At 67.0% G+C, this 19,848-nt stretch carries 16 protein-coding genes; 12 read left to right on the top strand and 4 right to left on the bottom strand.

Annotation, left to right across the window (positions count from 1 at the left end):
• Nucleotides 1-10 precede the first annotated feature (10 nt).
• From thrC to DK26_RS02960, 4 genes are all read left to right on the top strand, one after another.
• The gene (gene thrC / locus DK26_RS02975) at nucleotides 11-1,426 is read left to right on the top strand and encodes a threonine synthase (protein ID WP_066468123.1); all 1,416 of its coding nucleotides are present in this window, start codon (nucleotides 11-13) and stop codon (nucleotides 1,424-1,426) included.
• Entirely contained in the window at nucleotides 1,423-2,769 is a 1,347-nt protein-coding gene (locus DK26_RS02970) for a pitrilysin family protein (protein WP_083532931.1), read from the top strand. Before thrC ends, DK26_RS02970 begins: the two co-directional genes overlap by 4 nt.
• 5 nt (nucleotides 2,770-2,774) lie before the next feature.
• A complete protein-coding gene (locus DK26_RS02965) occupies nucleotides 2,775-3,365 on the top strand; it encodes a GNAT family protein (protein ID WP_066468122.1) in 591 nt (196 codons plus the stop codon).
• A gap of 99 nt (nucleotides 3,366-3,464) precedes the next feature.
• Nucleotides 3,465-6,371: an EAL domain-containing protein gene (locus DK26_RS02960; protein ID WP_066468121.1), complete on the top strand. Its 2,907-nt coding sequence runs from the start codon at nucleotides 3,465-3,467 to the stop codon at nucleotides 6,369-6,371.
• A gap of 174 nt (nucleotides 6,372-6,545) precedes the next feature.
• Here the strand turns inward: DK26_RS02960 and DK26_RS02955 are convergent, their stop codons facing one another.
• A complete protein-coding gene (locus tag DK26_RS02955; protein WP_066468120.1) occupies nucleotides 6,546-7,157 on the bottom strand; it encodes a YqgE/AlgH family protein in 612 nt (203 codons plus the stop codon).
• 178 nt (nucleotides 7,158-7,335) lie between these two features.
• Between DK26_RS02955 and DK26_RS02950 the strand changes: the two genes are divergently transcribed.
• The 5 genes from DK26_RS02950 (at nucleotide 7,336) to DK26_RS02930 (ending at nucleotide 13,867) form a co-directional block, all read left to right on the top strand.
• Entirely contained in the window at nucleotides 7,336-8,184 is an 849-nt protein-coding gene (locus DK26_RS02950; protein ID WP_066468118.1) for a protein-disulfide reductase DsbD domain-containing protein, read from the top strand.
• A gap of 158 nt (nucleotides 8,185-8,342) precedes the next feature.
• Nucleotides 8,343-8,828 carry a peroxiredoxin gene (locus tag DK26_RS02945; protein WP_066468756.1) on the top strand — a complete coding sequence of 162 codons (486 nt, stop codon included), beginning with the start codon at nucleotides 8,343-8,345 and terminating at the stop codon, nucleotides 8,826-8,828.
• A 489-nt stretch (nucleotides 8,829-9,317) separates the two neighbouring features.
• Nucleotides 9,318-11,108, top strand: coding sequence for an arylsulfatase (locus tag DK26_RS02940; RefSeq protein ID WP_282568021.1), 1,791 nt, complete (start codon nucleotides 9,318-9,320; stop codon nucleotides 11,106-11,108).
• A 391-nt stretch (nucleotides 11,109-11,499) separates the two neighbouring features.
• Nucleotides 11,500-13,299, top strand: coding sequence for an adenylate/guanylate cyclase domain-containing protein (locus tag DK26_RS28405; RefSeq protein ID WP_198162265.1), 1,800 nt, complete (start codon nucleotides 11,500-11,502; stop codon nucleotides 13,297-13,299).
• A 118-nt stretch (nucleotides 13,300-13,417) separates the two neighbouring features.
• Nucleotides 13,418-13,867, top strand: coding sequence for a GNAT family N-acetyltransferase (locus DK26_RS02930; RefSeq protein WP_248309849.1), 450 nt, complete (start codon nucleotides 13,418-13,420; stop codon nucleotides 13,865-13,867).
• Between the two features lie 75 nt (nucleotides 13,868-13,942).
• Here DK26_RS02930 and DK26_RS02925 read toward each other — a convergent pair whose 3' ends face one another.
• The gene (locus DK26_RS02925; RefSeq protein WP_066468114.1) at nucleotides 13,943-14,389 is read right to left on the bottom strand and encodes a hypothetical protein; all 447 of its coding nucleotides are present in this window, start codon (nucleotides 14,387-14,389) and stop codon (nucleotides 13,943-13,945) included.
• A gap of 97 nt (nucleotides 14,390-14,486) precedes the next feature.
• On the opposite strand from DK26_RS02925, the gene DK26_RS02920 reads away from it, so the two are divergent.
• From DK26_RS02920 to DK26_RS02910, 3 genes are all read left to right on the top strand, one after another.
• Nucleotides 14,487-14,963 carry a MarR family winged helix-turn-helix transcriptional regulator gene (locus tag DK26_RS02920; RefSeq protein ID WP_066468112.1) on the top strand — a complete coding sequence of 159 codons (477 nt, stop codon included), beginning with the start codon at nucleotides 14,487-14,489 and terminating at the stop codon, nucleotides 14,961-14,963.
• Between the two features lie 276 nt (nucleotides 14,964-15,239).
• Nucleotides 15,240-16,262, top strand: a complete 1,023-nt coding sequence (locus DK26_RS02915; RefSeq protein WP_066468109.1) for an LLM class flavin-dependent oxidoreductase — start codon at nucleotides 15,240-15,242, stop codon at nucleotides 16,260-16,262.
• Nucleotides 16,263-16,434: 172 nt separating this feature from the next.
• Nucleotides 16,435-18,144: an MFS transporter gene (locus tag DK26_RS02910; RefSeq protein WP_083532927.1), complete on the top strand. Its 1,710-nt coding sequence runs from the start codon at nucleotides 16,435-16,437 to the stop codon at nucleotides 18,142-18,144.
• 293 nt (nucleotides 18,145-18,437) lie between these two features.
• Here DK26_RS02910 and rnhA read toward each other — a convergent pair whose 3' ends face one another.
• A complete protein-coding gene (gene rnhA / locus DK26_RS02905) occupies nucleotides 18,438-18,884 on the bottom strand; it encodes a ribonuclease HI (RefSeq protein WP_083532926.1) in 447 nt (148 codons plus the stop codon).
• Nucleotides 18,881-19,846 carry a homoserine kinase gene (locus tag DK26_RS02900; RefSeq protein WP_066468105.1) on the bottom strand — a complete coding sequence of 322 codons (966 nt, stop codon included), beginning with the start codon at nucleotides 19,844-19,846 and terminating at the stop codon, nucleotides 18,881-18,883. Before DK26_RS02900 ends, rnhA begins: the two co-directional genes overlap by 4 nt.
• Nucleotides 19,847-19,848: the final 2 nt, after the last annotated feature.

The following is a 19,848-nucleotide window of genomic DNA, read 5'->3' as shown; positions in this document are numbered from 1 at the left end:
CGGAACCGTCGTGCTGCATATCTCGACCCGGGGCGATGCGCCCTCGCTCTCCTTTGCCGATGCTCTTCTCGCCGGGCTTGCCCGCGATGGCGGCCTTTACCTGCCGAAAGCCCTGCCGCGCCTTTCGACGGCGGAGATCGCAGGCTTCGCCGGCAAACCCTATGCGAGCGTCGCAGAGCAAGTCGTCGGTGCTCTCGCCGATGGTGACATCGAGAGCAGCGCACTGAAGGCGATGATCAGCGAGGCCTATGCCAGCTTCCGGCACCCGGCCGTCTGCCCGCTCGTCCAGCTCGGCGACAACCTGTTCTCGCTCGAACTCTTCCACGGTCCGACGCTCGCCTTCAAGGACGTGGCGATGCAACTGCTCGGGCGCCTGATGGACCATGTCCTCGCCCAGCGGGGCGAGCGCGCCACCATCGTCGGTGCCACCTCGGGCGACACCGGCGGCGCCGCGATCGACGCCTTCAAGGGCCTGGAGCGGGTCGACATCTTCATCCTCTATCCGGAAGGCCGCGTCTCGGACGTGCAGCGCCGGCAGATGACCACGGTCGATGCCGCCAACGTCCACGCCATTGCGGTCGAAGGCACGTTCGACGACTGCCAGAACCTGGTGAAGGCGCTGTTCAACCATCACCGCTTCCGCGACGAGCTGCGCCTCTCCGGCGTCAACTCGATCAACTGGGCAAGGATCGCGGCGCAGGTCGTCTATTACTTCACAGCCGCCAGCGCGCTCGGCAGCCCGCACCGGCCGGTTTCCTTCGCCGTGCCGACCGGTAATTTCGGCGACGTGCTCGCCGGCTGGATCGCCAAGCAGATGGGCCTGCCGATCGGCCGGCTGGCGATCGGCACCAACAGCAACGACATCCTGGCCCGGACGCTCGAGACCGGCGTCTACGAGATGCGCGGCGTCAGCGCCACGAGTTCGCCCTCGATGGACATCCAGATCTCCTCGAATTTCGAGCGCCTGCTGTTCGAGGCGCATGAGCGCGACAGCGAAGCGGTGCGCCGGCTGATGCAGTCGCTGCAGCAATCCGGCCGCTTCGAGATCGCCGCCGGCCCGCTCGCCCGGATCAGGGCCGATTTCGACGCGGCCGCGATCGACGAGGCGGCGGTCGCGGCCGAGATCGGCACGACCTGGCGCGGTGCCGGGTACCTGCTCGACCCGCACAGTGCCATTGGCGTCCAAGCGGCGCGTGCGGCGCTGAAGGCCGATCCGGCGACGCCGGTCGTCGCGCTCGGCACGGCGCATCCGGCCAAGTTCCCGGCCGCCGTCGAGGCGGCGAGCGGTGTGCGCCCGGCGCTCCCGGCCCATCTCGCCGATCTGATGGAGCGCAAGGAGCGCTCCAGCCTGTTGCCCAACGACCAGGGCAAGCTCGAACGCTTCATCGCCGAGCGTGCAAGAGCCGTACGGAGCGCCGCGGCATGAAGACGCTCAACGCCCGGACCGGCAAGCCGAAGCCAGCCAAGCGCGAGGAAGAAGCCCTCGCGCATGACCCGGCGGTCAGCCTGACCACGCTGCCGTCGGGCTTGCGCATCGTCTCCGAGCACATGGCCCATGCCGCGACCGTCTCGCTCGGCATCTGGATCGGCGCCGGCGCGCGCGACGAGCTGCCGCACGAGCACGGGCTCGCCCATCTGCTCGAGCATATGGCGTTCAAGGGCACGGCGCGGCGCTCGGCCCGCCAGATCGCCGAGGAGATCGAGAGCGTCGGCGGCGATCTCAATGCCGCGACATCGGTCGAGTACACCTGCTATACCGCCCGCGTCCTCGGCCAGGACCTGCCGCTGGCCGTCGACATCCTCGCCGACATCCTGACCGAGCCGGCCCTGACCGAGGAGGAGCTGGCGCGCGAGAAGGGCGTCATCCTGCAGGAGATCGGCGCCGTCCAGGATACGCCGGACGATCTGGTCTATGATCGCTTCCTGCAGGCCGCCTTCCCGGACCAGCCGCTCGGCCGGCCGATCCTCGGCACGGCGCAGACGGTAAACAGCTTCACGCCCGAGGCGATCCGCGCCTATCTCTCGCGGCATTATCATGCCGGCAACATGGTGCTGGCCGCCGCCGGCGCGGTCGACCATGCAGAGCTGGTGGCGCTCGCCGAGAAGGCGCTGGCCAAGCTGCCGGCCCGCCCGGCCGGTCCTGCGCCGGGCCGCGACCTCGCAGTGTACCGTGGCGGCGAGGCGCGCATCGACGGCGACGAGGAGCAGGTCCATGTCGTGCTCGGCTTCCCCGGCAAGCCGTTCAAGGATGGTGCGCATTATCCGCTGCAGATCTTCTCGGCCGTGCTCGGCGGCGGCCTGTCCTCGCGCCTCTTCCAGGAGGTTCGCGAGCGCCGCGGCCTCGCCTATGCGATCGACGCCTTCCACTGGCCCTTCTCCGATTGCGGCGTCTTCGGCATCAGTGCCGGCACCGCGCCGGAGGATGTCGGCGAGCTCGTCGACGTCGCCTTCGACTGCCTCAGGCAGGCGGTGCGCGATGTCAGCGAAGTCGAGATGGCGCGTGCCCGGGCGCAGATGAAGGTCGGCCTGCTGGCCTCGCTCGAAAGCCCCGGCGGCAAGCTAGAGCAGATGGCACGGCAGGTGCTGGTCTTCGGCCGCGCGATCCCACGCGAGGAGCTGGCGCGCCGGCTCGATGCGGTGAGCCTCGCCGATGTCCGGGCGGCCGGCCGCAGCCTGCTAAAGGGCCACGCCACGGTGGCGGCCGTCGGGCCGCTCGACGATCTTGCGCCGGCTGACGCCCTGCGCGCCGCCCTCGCCCGCCCGGCCTGACCGCCATGGCCCTGTTCCGCTTCGCGACCGACCCGCCGACGCGGCCGCTGATCCGGACCAAGAACCTCGTATTGCGCCCACCGCTGGCCAATGACTATTCCGCCTGGGCGGCGCTGCGGCTGGAAAGCCGCGAATTCCTGACCCCGTGGGAGCCGGTCTGGAGCGAGGACGACCTGACGCGGAACTCGTTCCGGCTGCGGGTGAAGCGCGCCGCCCGCGAGATCGCGACCGACGAAGCCTACTGCCTGTTCGTCCTCGATGCCGGTACCGAAACCCTGTTCGGCGGGCTGACCCTGGGCCTGGTGCGGCGCGGCGTGGCACAGGCCTGCACGCTCGGCTACTGGATGGGCGAGCGTCATGCCGGCAAGGGCCATATGACGGAAGCCGTGCGCGGGGCGCTCGGCTTCGCCTTTTCCGAACTTGCTTTGCACCGTGTCGAAGCCGCTTGCCTGCCGCACAATGCCCCATCCCGCCGGCTGCTGGAGCGCGTCGGCTTCCACCCCGAAGGCGAAGCGCGCGGCTATCTGCGGATCAACGGCGTCTGGGCCGACCACCTGCTCTACGGCATGCTCGCAGCCGATCTCCGCAAGGCTTGAGGAAGACGCCGACGGCTGCCTTGCCCTCGCCACGCCCGGCCGGTACGACTGACCGGACAATTTTAAACATTCAGACCCGCCCGAAAGACCGAGCCCACCTTGTCATCGACGCAGCGTTTCCTCCGGCTCGGCATCGCCATCTCTGGCCTCCTGGTGCTGACCCTGCTCTCGGCGCTGCGCCCGGCGCTGGCGGTCGAGGCGCAACGCGTCCCGGTCGATGTGCCGGTTCTCGACCTCACCGACGTGGTCGAACGCAACAAATCCGACGGCGACGTCATCCAGATCTCGACCGCGCCCGGGCCGGACGGCATCGTCCGGCGCATCGCGGTCAGGGCGCGTGAATCCGGTGCAAGGCCGGACTGGATCGTCTTCGCGCTGACCAATGATTCCGACGAGCAGATCGACCGGCTGCTGGTCGCCCCCTTTCACCGGCTGATCGGCTCCGGCGTGATCTGGCCCGATCTCGGCGACCGCCGGATCGAGGCGATCACCGCCAGCCAGGGCCTGCGGCCGGAGCGCGAGGATTCGCCCGACGCCGACGTCTTCCAGATCACGCTCGACCCCGGCACCACCGTCACCTTCGTCGCCGAGTTGAAATCGCCGAACCTGCCGCAGCTCTATCTCTACGAGCCGGAAGCCTATCGCCAGAAGACCAATGGCTTGACGCTCTACAAGGGCATCATCATCGGCATTGCCGGCCTGCTCGCGTTGTTCCTGACCATCATCTTCGTGGTCAAAGGCGCGGTTATCTTCCCGGCTGCGGCCGCACTCGCCTGGGCGGTCCTCGCCTATGCCGGGCTCGATTTCGGCTTCTTCCAGCGCATATTCCCGCTGACGCCGGCGATCGAGCGAATATATCGCGCCGGCGCCGAGGTGGTGCTGGCGGCGACCTTGCTGGTCTTCCTCTTCGCCTATCTCAATCTGTCGCGCTGGCATGTGCGCTACAGCCACATCACCCTGGTCTGGATGCTCGGGCTCGCCGGGCTCGTCGGTCTCGCCGTGATCGACGCGCCGATGGCGTCCGGCGTGGCGCGCATCTCCATCGCGGCGGTCGCCGCCGTCGGCTTCGTGCTGATCCTGCATCTCGCCACCCATGGCTATGAGCGGGCGGTGATGCTGATCCCGACCTGGTTCCTGCTGGCGGTCTGGGTCACTGCCGCCGGCTTCACGGTGACCGGCCAGCTGGCACGCGATCTCGTGCCTCCGGCGCTGATCGGCGGCCTCGTACTGATCGTGCTGCTGATCGGCTTCACCGTGGTGCAGCACGCCTTCGCAGGTGGCGCGCTGGCGCAGGGACTGGTGTCCGACACCGAGCGGCGGGCGCTCGCCCTCTCCGGCTCTGGCGATCTCGTCTTCGACTGGGACGTCACGGCCGACAAGATCTTCGTCTCGCCACAGACCGAGATCCTGCTCGGCCTGCCCAAGGGCGCGCTCGAAGGCTCGGCCGCGCGCTGGCTCGAATACATGCACGTCGCCGATCGCGACCGCTATCGCGTCACGCTCGATGCGGTGATCGAGCAACGCCGCGGCAAGCTGCAGCTTGATTTCCGGCTGCGGGCCGGCAATGGCGCCTATCACTGGTTCAGTCTGAAGGCGCGCCCGGTGATCGGATCCGATGGCGAGGTGATCCGGGTGATCGGCACGCTCGCGGATGTCACTGAGCAGCGCACCGCGCAGGAGCGCATGCTGCACGACGCCGTGCACGACAACCTGACCGGCCTACCCAATCGCGAGCTCTTCCAGGACCGGCTCGCCGCCGTGTTCGGCTTCTGCCGGGCTGATGAGAGCATCCGACCGACGGTGATCGTCATCGACATCGACCGCTTCAAGCAGGTCAACGAGTCCGTCGGCTTCTCGGCCGGCGATTCCATCCTGCTTACGCTGGCGCGGCGCCTCGGCCGCCTGCTGCGGGCGCAGGACACGCTGGCGCGCATCGGCGGCGACATCTTCGCTATGATCCTCGTTTCCGAGCGCGAGCCCGAGCGCATCCTGGCGCTGGCCGAGCTCGTACGCCGCGCCGTCTCCACGCCAGTCACCTTCGCCGAACGCGAAATCGTGCTGACGCCGTCGATCGGCCTCGCGCTGTTCGACGGCACGCCGACGGCGCGCAAGGACGACGCGCTGAAGAATGCCGAGCTCGCCATGGCCCATGCCAAGAACCAGGGCGGCAATCTCGTCGAGGTCTTCGTTCCGGCGATGCGCAACGACCGCAACGACCGGCTGGCGCTGGAGAGCGATCTGCGCCGGGCGATCGAGCGCGGCGAGATCCAGGTGATGTACCAGCCGATCGTGCGGCTGGAGGACCGGACCATCGCCGGGTTCGAGGCGCTGATGCGCTGGGACCATCCGCGCGAGGGCCGGCTGCTGCCGCAGGACTTCCTCTCGATTGCCGAGGAAACCGGGTTGATCGTCGATCTCGGCGTCTATGTGATGGACCGCACCGCGCGCGAGCTCGCGGCCTGGCAGGCGGCGCTCGAGGTCGAGCCGCCGATCTTCGCCAGCGTCAACGTCTCCAGCCGCCAGCTGCTGCGCCACGACCTGCTGCGCGACGTCAAATCCGTGCTGGCGCGCCGCCGGGTGCTGCCGGGCACGCTGAAGCTCGAGATCACCGAGAGCCTGGTGATGGAGAATCCGGAATACGCCGCGCAGATGCTGTCGCGCATCCGCGATCTCGGCGCCGGGCTCTCGCTCGACGATTTCGGCACCGGCTACTCCTCGCTCTCCTATCTGCAGCGCTTCCCCTTCGACACGATCAAGATCGACCAGAGCTTCGTGCGGCAGATGGGCAATGGCCGGCCGCCGGTGATCCTGCGCTCGATCGTCCAGCTCGCCGCCGACCTGCGCATGGATGTGGTGGCGGAAGGCGCCGAGACCGAGTCGGATGCGATCGAACTCTACCAGCTCGGCTGCCAGTACGCGCAGGGCTACACCTTCGGGCAGCCGATGACGGCAGCGGAAGCGCGGCGGCTGGTCGGCGCATCGAGCGCATCGACCGAGGCGGCGTAGTTACACGCATCTGCGGTCATTCCGGGGCGCTGCGAAGCAGCGAACCCGGAACCCATGACCACGACACAGCCGGACGCCGCGCCGGGACCCGCCAGTATTCTTCGCAATCACGGTGTTCATGGGTTCCGGGCTCAGGCCTGTCGGCCTGCTCCGGAAAGACGGCGCGGTTCGCCTTCAGGCGTGTCCGGCCTGGTTCGAGAGGAAGGCCGGATCAATGCCGAGCTTGCTCAGCGCCCGCGCGTATTTGGTGTCGAGCCCGTCATCGAAGAGCAGGTCGAAATCGGCCTCGCAATGCAACCAGCCATTGGACTGGATCTCGGCCTCGAGCTGGCCCGCCCCCCAGCCGGCATAGCCGAGCGCCAGCACAGCGTTCTCCGGCCCGCTGCCGAGCGCCATGGCCCGCAGAATGTCGAGCGTAGCCGTCAGGCAGATGCCGTCATCGATCGGCAACGTCGCCGATTCCAGGAAGAAGTCGGCGCTGTGCAGCACGAAGCCGCGCTTGGTCTCGACCGGGCCGCCGCGCAGCACCTGGACGCGCTCGACCTGGCTCGGCAGGAGGATCGCCTGGTCGGGCGGAATCACGTCGAGCTGCACCAGCAATTCGGGGAAGCGCGTATCGGCAGCCGGCTTGTTGACGATGATGCCCATCGCCCCATCCTCGGAATGGGCGCAGAGATAGACCACGGTCCGGGCGAAGCGCGCATCGCTCATCCCCGGCATCGCGATCAGGCACTGCCCGTCGAGATAGCTGCGGCCGCTGACGCGCTGGTTCGATCCGATCTTCATGGCGCCATGCTAAGCCTTTGCGGGCGCGCTGGGAACGGGGGTGCGCTGCCAAATTATCGCGTCCCGCTCGCGCCGCATTCGCCTGCCAGGGAGGGCCGGTTCCCGCCTAACGCAAATGTTTGAGGTCGCGACTGCGTGTTTCTCGCTATTCTCTCCCGGATCGCCTAAATCAGCTGTCGTGAAATTTCTCGCCGCCCTCTTTTCGGCTGCCCTGACGCTCGGCACTCCCGCCGGGGCGCAGGAAGCGGCCGTTTCGCTCTGGTCGAAAAGCACCCATTCCTCGATGCGGCTGATCGCCGGAGCCACGGCCGCCTCGGGCAAGCAGCGCGTCGGCGTCGAGATCGTGATGGCGCCCGGCTACAAGACCTATTGGCGCAGCCCAGGCGACTCCGGGGTTCCGCCGGTCTTCGACTGGAGCGGATCGGAGAATGTCGGCGGTCTCGACGTGCGCTGGCCGGCCCCCGAGCGCTTCGAGGACGCGAACGGCTTCGGCATCGGCTATGTCGGCGAGATCGTCGTGCCGGTCTCGGTCCAGCCTGTCGACCCGACGCGGCCGGTGACCGTGGCGCTGAAGCTCGACTATGCCGTCTGCGACAAGATCTGCGTGCCTGCCAGGGGCGAGGCCCGGCTCTGGCTCGAACCCGGCGTGACCTCGGTGACTTCGCCGCGGCTCGAGGAGTTCGAGGCGCGTATCCCGCAGCCCGTCAAGCTCGGCCTCGCACGCGACCGCCTCTCGATCGTCGAGGTCACGCGCGGCGAGAAGGAAAGCGAGCATGCGCTCAAGCTGATCCTGAAGGCTCCGGAAGGCGGCGCGATCGACGATGTCTTCGTCGAGGGCGCCGGACAATGGTCGTTCGGCCGCCCACAGCTCACCCCCCTCCCCGACGGCAGCATCTCGGCCAAGCTCAAGATCGTCGACCGCCCGAAGGGAGCCAGCGGCCTCACCCCCTTCATCGTGACGCTGAGCGGCAAGCCGGCCGCGGTCGAGACGCGGCTGGAACTCGACATCGGCGCCGGCAAGCCGTAACCCTGCCAGCGGGGCGGCCATCGGCCGCGAGCATGTTCCACGGAAGCGGACACCACTTTCGTGATCAGGACATGCTCCACCAATAGTCAGCTAGCGCGCATTCTGGTCGTTCGGCCATGCCCGGCCGAACGAAGAGCGCGAGGATGGAGAACGGCACGATGGCGATCAAGGTCGGTGACAAGCTTCCGCAGGCGACGTTTCGGGTGATGACGGCCGAAGGCCCGGCCGCGAAGACGACAGAAGACCTGTTCAAGGGCCGCAAGGTGGTGCTGTTCGCCGTGCCCGGCGCCTTCACGCCGACCTGCCACAAGAACCACCTGCCGGGCTTCCTCGCCAAGGCCGGCGAGATCAAGGCCAAGGGCGTCGAGGAGATCTTCGTCACGGGCGTCAACGACGTCTTCGTGATGGACGCCTGGGCGAAGGCCAGCGGCGGCGCCGGCGTGATCGGCTTCCTCTCCGACGGCAATGCCGATTTTGCCAAGGAGATCGGCCTGTCGATGGACGGCTCGGGCTTCGGCCTCGGCACGCGCTCGCAGCGCTATTCGATGGTCGTCGAGGACGGCGTGGTCACGGCGCTCAACGTCGAGGAGGCGCCCGGCAAGGCCGATGCCTCCGGCGCCGAGGCACTGCTCGCCCAGCTCTGAGCCGCAATCCCGGCCCAGCTGGCTTTTTAAGCCCGTGCCATCCCGGCGCGGGCTTTTTCTATTGGGCGGGAGGCATCCGGGCGCCTGATGTGGCGAATATTCGAGAGGGGTGATGCGCTGACCTCCCGGACCATCGCAACAAATCCCGCTTTCGGGACTCATAGCAGAGAACACCATAGGCGGCCACGAACGGCCCCTCTCAGTGCCCTCAAACGGTCAGCACGCTCCAGAAACCGAATTCGTTTCACATCGAATCCGGAGCGGCGTATAAGAAAATAGAGTTATTGACCGCCGATCCTGAAAAATATTCCCTGCGACAGCCTCCATAAATGCTGAGGTCAATCACTCACGCCTGCACCAACACGCTCAAGAAGCACAGTTGTCTTTTGGCAGATCAGATCAAGATCTGAACATGAAAGACTGCTTACTGACATCAGCAGATTGTCTTTCTCCATCAGATCTCAGATCAAGGCAATGTTGGAGATGACAATGGCACCTCAAAATGAGATGCGTGGCCTTACCGGCTTCAAGAACTTCTGCCGGCACGCGCTTTCTGGCTGGCATGAACAAGTCCGGGCAGCTCTGCTTGGCGCCACAGCGCTCATTGGCGCTGCGGCGCTTGCACCAGCCGAAGGACAGACGCCGCCCCCGGTACAGTCCCGCCCCAACATCCTCTTCATCATGGGCGACGACATCGGCTTGATGCAGACGAGCATCTACCACCGTGGCCTTATGGTCGGAGAGACGCCCAATATCGACCGCATCGGGCAGGAAGGCGCACTCTTCACGCACTACTACGCCGAACAGAGCTGCACGGCCGGCCGCAACGCCTTCTTCACCGGCATGCATCCGCTGCGGACGGGGATGATCCCGCCGCAATTGCCCGGCAGCCCATCTTATCTGCGGCCCGGAACCCCGTCGCTTGCGAAATTCCTGCTGGATCTCGGCTACAACACCGGCGAATTCGGCAAGAACCATCTCGGCGACCACACCGACGCGTTGCCGACCGCCCATGGCTTCCAGGAATTCTGGGGCTACCTGTACCACCTCGATGCGATGCAGGGCGTGAGCTTCCCAGACATCAATAGGAGCTCCACCCAGCAGACCGTCGCTCCGCCGTGCGCAAACACGCCCATTCCGGGTCTTCTCCCGGTGACCGGCGCGCTCGACCCGCAAACCACGGTTTGCCTGATGCCTCCACGACCCATGCTGGCCTGCAGCTCATCCAACGGCACCGCTGCCAACCAGACCTGCCGCGACGAAGGTCCGCTGACCCTGGAACGCTCGAAGACTGTGGATGAGGAAATCTCGGCCAAGGTTGTCGACTTCCTTGAGCGCAACGACCCGAGGCGGACCAACAAGCCGTTCTTCGCCTGGTACAATCCGGCGCGCATGCACATCACGACCGTCCTCTCGCCGAAATACGAGGCGATGATCGGGGAACCCGGCGGCAAGGACTGGGGCCTGAACGAAGCAGGCATGAAGCAGCTGGATGACAATGTCGGCCTCGTGCTGAAGAAACTCGAGGAGATGGGCCAGCTCAATAACACCATCGTCGTCTTCACCACCGATAACGGGGCCGAGACGATCACCTTCCCGGACGGCGGCACGACGCCCTTCAAGGGTGGCAAGCTGAGCACATGGGAGGGTGGCATGCGCGCACCGCTTCTGGTGCGCTGGCCGGCCGGCGGCATCCGCGCGGGCACCGTCAAGAACGAGATCTTCGCAGCGCTCGATTGGCTGCCCACGCTGGTCAACCTCGCGGGCGGAGACAAGGGCGACGCACTGAACCAGCGCATTATGGCGGGCAGCTATCCCGGCATCGTCAAGACCAAGCTCGACGGCGTCGACCAGGCCGAATACCTCCTCGGGCGGTCAGACAAATCGGCACGCGACACGTTCTTCTACTATTCCGGCAAGGACCCGTCGGCGGTTCGCTACAAGAACTGGAAGATCTACTTCGCGATGGTGTCGGACTCGCCGGCCGGCTTCATCTCGGGCGTCCTGCCCTTCCACTGGGCCCAGGTCGTCAATATCAAGCGCGATCCGTTCGAGACCTCGATCGGCTCGCAGTACAAGACGCTCATGGGCATGGGCGGCACGATCGGCTCGCCTTCCACCGCCTATGTCTACGATTGGAACATGCTGCCGATCGGTCAGGCGCTGTGGATGAAGGAGTTGTTGTCCTACAAAGACTTCCCGCCGATGCAGGATCCGGCCAGCTACAACCTCGATCAGGTCATCAATCAGATTAAGAACACCAAAGGCCGGTCCGACTGAGTGTTTTGACAGGCATTGAGGCGGGCACCGCGATCGCGGGGCCTGCCCTCTTCATCAGGCTTGCGACATACCCGCCGGCGGGCACCAGATGAACTTCGCTATGGACTAGGGGCCGAGGCCAACGCCCGCAACGGGTCGTGAGCGTCCCGTTCCACCGGTGCCTGGCTCCTCGCCGAAGTATGCGTGATGGCCGCCTCGTGGTTGGATGCGACCAGTGGCGGATAACTCTTTCCTTTGCGCCCGCCTCGTAACTCGCCCGCGCCGGCTCACGCCATCAGCCGATAGCCAAGCGCCCCGGAAAGGCGCAACATCCACGCGGAGCCGACGCTGCCGCCATGCCTCTGGGACGCCCGGGGACCATGGGCCCCGGCTCTCTGGACGAGCGCCCACCGTGAACAGGAACCGCGTCGCACAGGCGCAGCAGGTCGAACGCAAGCTCACCGCGATCCTTGCTGCCGATGTCGTCGGCTATTCGCGCCTGATGGGTGTGGACGAGGCCGGTACGGTCGCGCGACTCAAGGCGCTACGGGCCGAGGCGGTGGAGCCGTGCATCGCGCGGCGCGGCGGGCGGACCGTCAAGCTGATGGGGGACGGCGCGCTCGTCGCGTTCGCGAGCGTGGTCGAGGCGGTCGCCTGCGCCGTCGAGATCCAGCAGGCCATCGCGGCGCATCAGGGCGAGGTGGTGGCGGAACGGCGGTTCGCCTTCCGCCTCGGCGTCAATCTCGGCGACGTGATCCTCGACGAGGGCGAGTTCTACGGCGACGGCATCAACCTCGCCGCCCGGCTACAGGCCCTGGCGGAAGCCGGCGGGCTCTGCATTTCCGGGATGGTGCATGAGCAGGTCCGGGACAAGCTGCCCTATCCCTTCGAGGACATCGGCGAGCAGCAGCTGAAGAATCTGACGCGCCCGGTGCGCGCCTATGCGCTCTCGCCGGCCAGCATCGCGGCGCTCGCGCAGGGCGAGCCGGCACCGGGGCAGAGCTGCAATGCCCCGCCGCCCCTGCCCGACGCGCCCTCGATCGCCGTCCTCGCCTTCACCAATATGAGCGGCGGCCCCGAACAGAGCCATTTCGCCGACGGGATCAGCGAGGACATCATCACCGGCCTCTCGCGCCTGCGCTGGCTTTTCGTGATCGCCCGCAACTCCAGCTTCGTCTACCGGGACAAGGCGGTGGATGTGCGCCAGGTCGCCCGCGAATTGGGCGTGCGCTATGTGCTGGAAGGCAGCGTGCGGGCCGCCGGCGGGCGCATCCGCGTCGTCGTCCAGCTGATCGACGCCGGCACCGGCAAGCATATCTGGGCGGAAAAATACGACCGCGAACTTGCCGACATCTTCGCCGTTCAGGACGAGATCACCGAGCATGTCGTCGCGGCGATCGAGCCGCGTCTCTATGCCGAGGAGGGCGTGCGGGTTTCGGGCCGGCCGCCCGGCAGCGTCGATGCCTGGGGCCTGGTGGTGCGGGCGATGGGGCTGATCAGCAAGGTCGGGCGGCGCCAAAGCGATGAGGCGCAGGCGCTGCTGCACCAGGCCATCGCCATGGACCCTACCTATGCGCGAGCCCATGCGCTGCTGAGCTGGGCGCTCTGGTGGGCCTCGCTCTGCTACTGGGTGCCGGACACGCGCGAGGGCTACCGGCAGGCGGCGCAGCATGCCGAGGACGCGCTCGCGCACGATTCCAGCGATCCTTGTTCGCGGATGACTCGCGGCCTCAGCCTCAGCACGGCGGGACAGCACGACAGAGCGCTGGTCGAGCTCGAAGCGGCGCTGGCGCTCAATCCAAGCTTTGCGCTCGGCCGCTCTGCCCATGGCTGGGCGCTACTCCGGGCAGGACGATACGACGAGGCGATCGCCGAGACCGGCAAGGCGGTGCGCCTGAGCCCGGCCGACAGCTTCGCCGGGATCTACACCGCCATTCACGGCCTCGCTCTGCTCGGAGCAAGGCGCTTTGCGGAAGCACTGCCGCATCTGCGCGCCTCGGTCTCCGCCTTCGCGGAGTATTCCGGGCATTACAACACGCTGATCAGCTGCTGCGGCCATCTTGGCCTGATCGACGAGGCACAGGAGTTCATCGCCGCCCGCGCCCGCGTCGGCCCGCCCCTGCACCTCTCGGTGCTGCGCGAGAACCTGCGCCACTACGCGCATTGCGAGGTCTTCGTGGAAGGGATGCGCAAGGCCGGCGTTCCCGAGTAGCGCACGAGCCCGGCGCGGACGTCGACCCCACAGGGATGCTGATCGAAATCATGACGCTTGGTCATGAGACAGGCGCGCCCGGCTCGCGCTAGCCTCCGGCCCATTCATGGAGGAACCCTTGTCCGAGATCACCATCCGCCCGCTCGTTGCGAGCGACCGCGCCGCCTGGGAGCCACTCTGGCAGGGCTATCTGACCTTCTACAAGGCATCGCTCGCTCCCGAGACGACCGATACCACCTTCGCGCGCCTCACCGGCGGCAGCGAGCCGATGGGCGGCTTCATCGCCGAACGCGACGGCAAGGCGATCGGCATCGTCAACTATGTGCTCCACCGCACGACCTGGAGCCCGAAGGAAATCTGCTATCTGCAGGACCTGTTCACCAGCGAGGAGGCGCGCGGCGGTGGCGTCGGGCGCAAGCTGATCGAGGCCGTCCGGCAGATGGCGGAGAAGAAGGGCTGCTTCCGCGTCTACTGGCAGACACATGAGAGCAACGTGCAAGCGCAGGAGCTCTACGACAAGGTCGCGCAGAAATCGGGCTTCATCGTCTACCGGCAGCCGCTGGGCTGAGGTGGGCGCTGGTCGTGCCGGCGGCCGGCGGCGCTGCCAGAGCGGCGCAGTCATTCCTGAAAGCGACCACGACGATCAGGCGGGACGGCGCCTCAGCCGGCCCCGCATCTTCAGGCCATCGCGCATGTTCAGTCCGAGAAGCGCGATGTTGAGTGCTCCCGCGACCAATTCCAGCGCCTGAACCGCATAGAAGGCGCCGTCGAACTCGGCGCGCCCGGCCTTCTCGGCAAGGAACAGCGCCGCCGGGATGAGAATCAGGATTCCGTTCGCCGCGATGACCGGCATGCGCTTGATCTTGCCTCCGACCAGCCCGGCGCGGCGTCCTTTTGCCAATGCGAACCCCGATCCCCCTGCTGCGGCCAGCATCGGCACGAGGAGAAGCAAGCCCCAGGGAATGGCCATTTTGATCGCAACCAGGGTCGCCTCGGAAGCGAGCAGTTCGGCCAAGACTGTCGAGAGCCAGAAGGTCGAGATCGTCAGCAGCGCGACCGTACCTGCGACGGGGTGCATGATCGTGATCATGGCGGCATCACCTCATAATGACATCATAATGTCAATTTGACGCTACGCTGCCTATATCATTTGACATCACGATGTCAAATCGTTTCTAAGATGCCTTATGAGCGAGACACGGAACCTCCCCGCCCGAGACGCCCTGACCGGGCTCATCCTGACACTGTTCCGGGTGAACAACCTGACGCTGAGCTGGGGCGACAAGCTCGTGGCCCCTTTTGGCCTGACCAGCGCGCGCTGGCAGATTCTCGGCGCGATCGTCTCCTCGGAGAGGCCTCAGCCGGTCTCGTGGCTCGCCCGAGACCTCGGCGCCAACCGCCAGAACGTTCAGCGCATCGTCAACGACCTGCACAAGGACGAGCTGGTCATGTTCGCGCCGAACCCGCACCACCGACGCGCCCAGCTTGTCTTGCTCACGGAGAAGGGGCGACAGGCCTACGACGCCGCGGTGGAAACCTACTATCCGCAGGCGGACATGCTGGCAGAGGGACTTTCAGAGGCAGAGCTCGCGACCGCCCACCGCGTCATGGTTGCATTGCGAGACAAGCTCGAACGAGAGAACGATGCCGAAGAGCGGGCGTGAGCGCGAGATCGATGCGTGCCCGGCGGGTGTAGGTAGAGGCTCCGTCTCGGGGTAGAAGCAAAGCGTTCCTTCCGGAAAAGCGGACGCCACTTTTCGGCCCGTCGCGCCGGCCGGCCGAGATTGCATCGGGACATTCGCCCGCGTGCATGAACGCCAAGGCGAAGCCGCAGAGCGCACCTATATCAGGGACAAGCACGCCCGACGGCGCCGGCCGCCCGGGCGTTTTCCTTTGCGCGGAACGGTTCCGCGCTCGCGGTCATCTACAGGCGCTGCACAATGAAGAAGCTCGGCTTCCTTTCCTTCGGCCACTGGTCCCCCTCCCAGCAATCGCAGACGCGCTCAGCCGGCGACACGCTGCTGCAGTCGATCGATCTTGCCGTGGCGGCCGAGGAACTGGGTGCCGACGGCGCCTATTTCCGGGTGCATCACTTCGCCCGCCAGCTCGCCTCGCCCTTCCCGCTGCTGGCCGCGATCGGCGCGAAGACCAGCCGCATAGAGATCGGCACCGCCGTGATCGACATGCGCTACGAAAACCCGCTCTACATGGCGGAGGATGCCGGCGCGGCCGATCTCATCGCCGGCGGGCGCCTGCAACTCGGCATCAGCCGCGGCTCTCCCGAGCAGGTCATCGATGGCTGGCGCCATTTTGGCTACGAGCCGCCGGACGGTCAGAGCGACGCCGACATGGCGCGCCATCATGCCGAAGTCTTCCTCGACGTGCTGCGCGGCGAGGGTTTTGCACGTCCGAACCCGCGCCCGATGTTCCCCAACCCGCCCGGCCTGCTGCGGCTCGAGCCGCATTCTGAGGGCCTGCGCGAGCGCATCTGGTGGGGCGCTGCCTCGGACTCGACTGCCATCTGGGCGGCGACGGCCGGCATGAACCTGCAGAGCTCGACGTTGAAGACCGATGAGAGCGGCGAGCCGTTCCATATCCAGCAGGCGAAGCAGATCCGCGGCTACCGGGAGGCCTGGAAGGCGGCCGGCCATCAGCGCGAGCCGCGCGTCTCGGTCAGCCGCAGCATCTTCGCCTTGGTCGACGACCGCGACCGGGGCTATTTCGGCCGCGACGGACAGGGCAGTGATTCGATCGGCTATATCGACGACAGCACGCGCGCCATTTTCGGCCGCTCCTACGCGGCCGAGCCCGACAAGCTGATCGAGGAGCTGAAGAGGGACGAGGCGATCGCCGAGGCCGACACGCTCCTGCTGACGGTGCCGAACCAGCTCGGCGTCGACTACAACGCGCATGTCATCGAGGCAATCCTGAAGCATGTCGCGCCAGGGCTGGGCTGGCGCTGAGGAAGGCGCTTCGGGCTTTGGATGAAATCGCCTCTGACTCGCCGCTTCAACTGAGCGGAGCGCGCCGAGCCGGCGGACGGTTCAGCTTTCGGGCTAAGAGCCAGAGTCCGCTGATGACGGACAATGGCGACGCGCGACTTCCAATCGCCCGCCGGCATGCTCTAACTGTGACATGCCGCAAGAGCCCGCCACGCAGACCACGGCCGAGACCGCCGAAGCCGACCTCGCCGCCGCGGGTCTAAAGCCTCATGACGGGCGCTACTCGGCCTTTGCGCCGTTGCGCCAGCCGATATTCCGCGCGGTCTGGATCGCAAGCCTCGCCTCGAACTTCGGCGGTCTCGTCCAGATGGTCGGCGCCGCCTGGCTGATGACATCGCTCTCCGATTCGCCGGACATGGTCGCGCTCGTACAGGCTTCGACCGCGCTGCCGGTGATGATCTTCTCGCTTGCCGCCGGCGCGATCGCTGACAACTACGACCGCCGCCGCATCCTGCTGACGGCACAGGGCTTCATGCTCGCCGTCTCGATCATCCTGGCGGTCTTCGCCTGGTACGGCCTGCTCTCGCCCTGGCTGCTGCTCACCTTCACCTTCCTGATCGGTTGCGGCAACGCGCTCAACAACCCGGCTTGGCAGTCCTCGGTCGGCGATATGGTGCCGCGAGCCGAGGTGCCTGCGGCGGTGACCCTGAACAGCGTCGCCTTCAACATCGCCCGCAGCGTCGGCCCGGCGATCGGCGGCGCCATCGTCGCCGCCTTTGGCGCCGTCGCCGCCTTCATCGTCAATGCCTTCAGCTATGTCGGCCTGCTCGTCGTGCTGACCCGCTGGCAGCCGCCGCGCGTCGAGCGGCTGCTGCCGCGCGAGACGCTCTGGCTCGCGATGGGCGCAGGCCTCCGCTATGTCGCGATGTCGCCCAATATCCGCGCCGTCATCCTGCGCGCCTTCCTCTTCGGCTTCGGCGGCATCGTCGGCCTCGCTTTGATGCCGCTGATCGCACGTGATCTCGTGCGCGGCGGCCCGCTGACTTTCGGCATCCTGCTGGGAGCCTTCGGGGCCGGCGCGGTCGCCGGGGCCTTCGTCAGTGCCCGGCTGCGCCGCCGTTTCAGCACCGAAACCCTCGTTCGGCTGACCTTCCTGGCCTATGCGGGTGCGGCCCTGGTGGTCAGCCTGAGCACGACCATGTGGCTCACCATGCCGGCGCTCGCTGTCGGCGGCGCCTGCTGGGTGCTGGCGCTCTCGACCTTCAATTCGACGGTGCAGTTCTCGGCGCCGCGCTGGGTGGTGGGACGCGCCCTCGCGCTTTACCAGATGGCGACTTTCGGGGGCATGGCCGCGGGCAGCTGGGCCTGGGGCTGGGTCACCGTCCATTCCGGCCCAGCCGGGGGTCTTACCGCGGCGGCGGTTGCGCTCGTCGTCGGCGCGGCCGCCGGGCTGCGGTACCGGCTGCCGCCGCTCGAAGCGCTCAATCTCGATCCGCTCAGCCGTTGGCGCGAGCCCAACGTCGCGGTCGACATCGAGCCGCGCAGCGGCCCGGTCTTCGTCACCATCGAATGGCGGATCCGGCAGGAGGACGTGGTCGAGTTCCTGAAGGCGATGGAGGAGCGTCGGCGCATCCGTCGCCGCGACGGCGCCCGCCACTGGTCGCTGCTGCGCGACCTGACCGATGCCGAACTCTGGATTGAGCGCTATGACAGCCCGACCTGGGTCGAATATGTCCGCCAGGCCCAGCGCGCTACCCAGGCTGACGCCGAAATCGGCGACCGGGTCAGGAGCCTGCATATCGGTCCTGAGCCTCCGGTCGTGCACCGCATGGTCGAGCGCCAGACCGGCGTGCTGCCGCGCGAGGTGCTGCGCGCGACACGGCAGACGCAGGCGTCGCCCTGAGCGGCGGCGACGAAGCTGCTCAACGCCGCGACCACGCGCACGAAAACCTTCATGTGATTACTGCGCGCTCGGCGTGGGCAGACGCGTAACATTCTGGAGCCTTGGCGCCGCGGGTCGAACCTCCTGAGCGCGCGTCGATCGCCTCGGGCCAATTATTGGTGTGGCGTCGAGTTTGACGAAGCTCTGCGCAGCGCTCCGGCCCTGTCTGCTCGCGGCGGGTCATCCAATGTCTGCACGTGGCGCATTCGATCCGGCCGGCGAGTTGCCGCGAGCATCCGCCCCCAAGCTTCCGCCTACCGCCCAGGCTTGAACGGCGCCATCCCTGCCCTAGCGAGCGCGTCGGCGCGCTCGTTCATCTCGTCGCCCGCGTGGCCCTTGACCCATTTCCACTCGATCTTGTGCTGCTTGAGGGCAGCGTCGAGGCGCTTCCAGAGCTCCTCGTTCTTGACCGGCTTCTTGTCGGCGGTCTTCCAGCCGTTCTTCTTCCAGCCATGGATCCAGGCGGTGATGCCCTGGCGCAGATACTGGCTGTCGGTGTGCAGCGCGACGGTGCAGGGCCGGGTCAGCGTCTCCAGTGCCGAGATCGCCCCCATCAGCTCCATGCGGTTATTGGTGGTCAACGGCTCGCCGCCGGAAAGCTCGCGCTCCTTGCCCTTGTAGCTGAGGATCGCCCCCCAGCCGCCGGGGCCCGGATTGCCCGAGCAGGCGCCGTCCGTCCAGACTTCGACGACGTCGCTCATCGGCGCAGCCCGTACTCGCGCGCGTCCGTGACGCGCTGGTGGAAGGCGAGCTTGCGGTCGTATTCGAGCGGGTCGAGCGGCTTGACGAAGGCGCCCTCGGGCACGTTCAGCCAGTCGACCAGACGGGTCAGCAGGAAGCGCAGGGCCGAGCCGCGGCAGAGCACCGGCAGGGCCTCGACCTCGGCAGCCTCGAGCGGCCGGACGCTCTCATAGCCGGCGAGCAGGGCCTGGCCCTTGGTCAGGTTGAACGAGGCGTCGGCCTCGAAGCACCATGAATTCAGACAGATCGCGAGGTCGTAGGCGAAGGCGTCGGTGCAGGCGAAATAGAAGTCGATCAGCCCCGAGAGCTGGTCCTTGATGAAGAAGACGTTGTTGGGGAAGAGGTCGGCATGGATGATGCCGCTCGGCAGCCCCTGCGGCCAGTTCCGCTCATGCGCTTCGATCTCGGCGAAGATGCGCTTCGACAGCCCCGGCAGAACCGTGTCGGCCTCAGGACCCGCCTGCTCGGCGAGCGGGCGCCAGCCGGGAACGGAGAGGACGTTGGCGCGCTGCATGCCGAAATCCCGGCCGGCCTCGTGCAACAGCGCGAGCCCGCGCCCGACCTCGCCGCAATGCGCGGCCGTCGGCCGGCGGACGGAAAGACCGTCGAGGAAGGTGACGATCGCGGCCGGGCGCCCGGCGAGACGGCCGACGGCGGCGCCGTCCCCGGTCCGCAGCGGCTGCGGGCAGATCAGCCCGCGCTGCGCCAGATGCTCCATCAGCCCGATGAAGAAGGGCAGGTCATCGGCGCAGACCCGCTCCTCATAGAGCGTCAGGATGTAGAAGCCCTGCGTGGTGTGCAGCAGGAAATTCGAGTTCGAGACGCCCTCGGCGATGCCCTTGGCCGACAACAGGTCGCCAATGCCATAGCCCGCCACGAAGGCAGCCATCTCGTTATCGGGTACTTCGGTATAGACGGCCACGA

Source organism: Allobosea sp. WAO, assembly GCF_001509835.1.
Classification (GTDB): Bacteria; Pseudomonadota; Alphaproteobacteria; order Rhizobiales; family Beijerinckiaceae; genus Allobosea.
Note: the sequence above shows the minus strand (reverse complement) of the source record. Positions and strands in the feature narration are given on the sequence as shown.

Bases quoted from the DNA above. Each gene is read 5' to 3' on its own strand.
- DK26_RS02970 (WP_083532931.1), top strand. From the start codon at position 1,423: ATGAAGACGCTCAACGCCCGGACCGGCAAGCCGAAGCCAGCCAAGCGC.
- DK26_RS02965 (WP_066468122.1), top strand. From the start codon at position 2,775: ATGGCCCTGTTCCGCTTCGCGACCGACCCGCCGACGCGGCCGCTGATC.
- DK26_RS02955 (WP_066468120.1), bottom strand. From the start codon at position 7,157: ATGAAGATCGGATCGAACCAGCGCGTCAGCGGCCGCAGCTATCTCGAC.
- DK26_RS02945 (WP_066468756.1), top strand. From the start codon at position 8,343: ATGGCGATCAAGGTCGGTGACAAGCTTCCGCAGGCGACGTTTCGGGTG.
- DK26_RS02940 (WP_282568021.1), top strand. From the start codon at position 9,318: ATGGCACCTCAAAATGAGATGCGTGGCCTTACCGGCTTCAAGAACTTC.
- DK26_RS02925 (WP_066468114.1), bottom strand. From the start codon at position 14,389: ATGATCACGATCATGCACCCCGTCGCAGGTACGGTCGCGCTGCTGACG.
- DK26_RS02920 (WP_066468112.1), top strand. From the start codon at position 14,487: ATGAGCGAGACACGGAACCTCCCCGCCCGAGACGCCCTGACCGGGCTC.
- DK26_RS02915 (WP_066468109.1), top strand. From the start codon at position 15,240: ATGAAGAAGCTCGGCTTCCTTTCCTTCGGCCACTGGTCCCCCTCCCAG.
- DK26_RS02910 (WP_083532927.1), top strand. From the start codon at position 16,435: ATGCCGCAAGAGCCCGCCACGCAGACCACGGCCGAGACCGCCGAAGCC.
- rnhA (WP_083532926.1), bottom strand. From the start codon at position 18,884: ATGAGCGACGTCGTCGAAGTCTGGACGGACGGCGCCTGCTCGGGCAAT.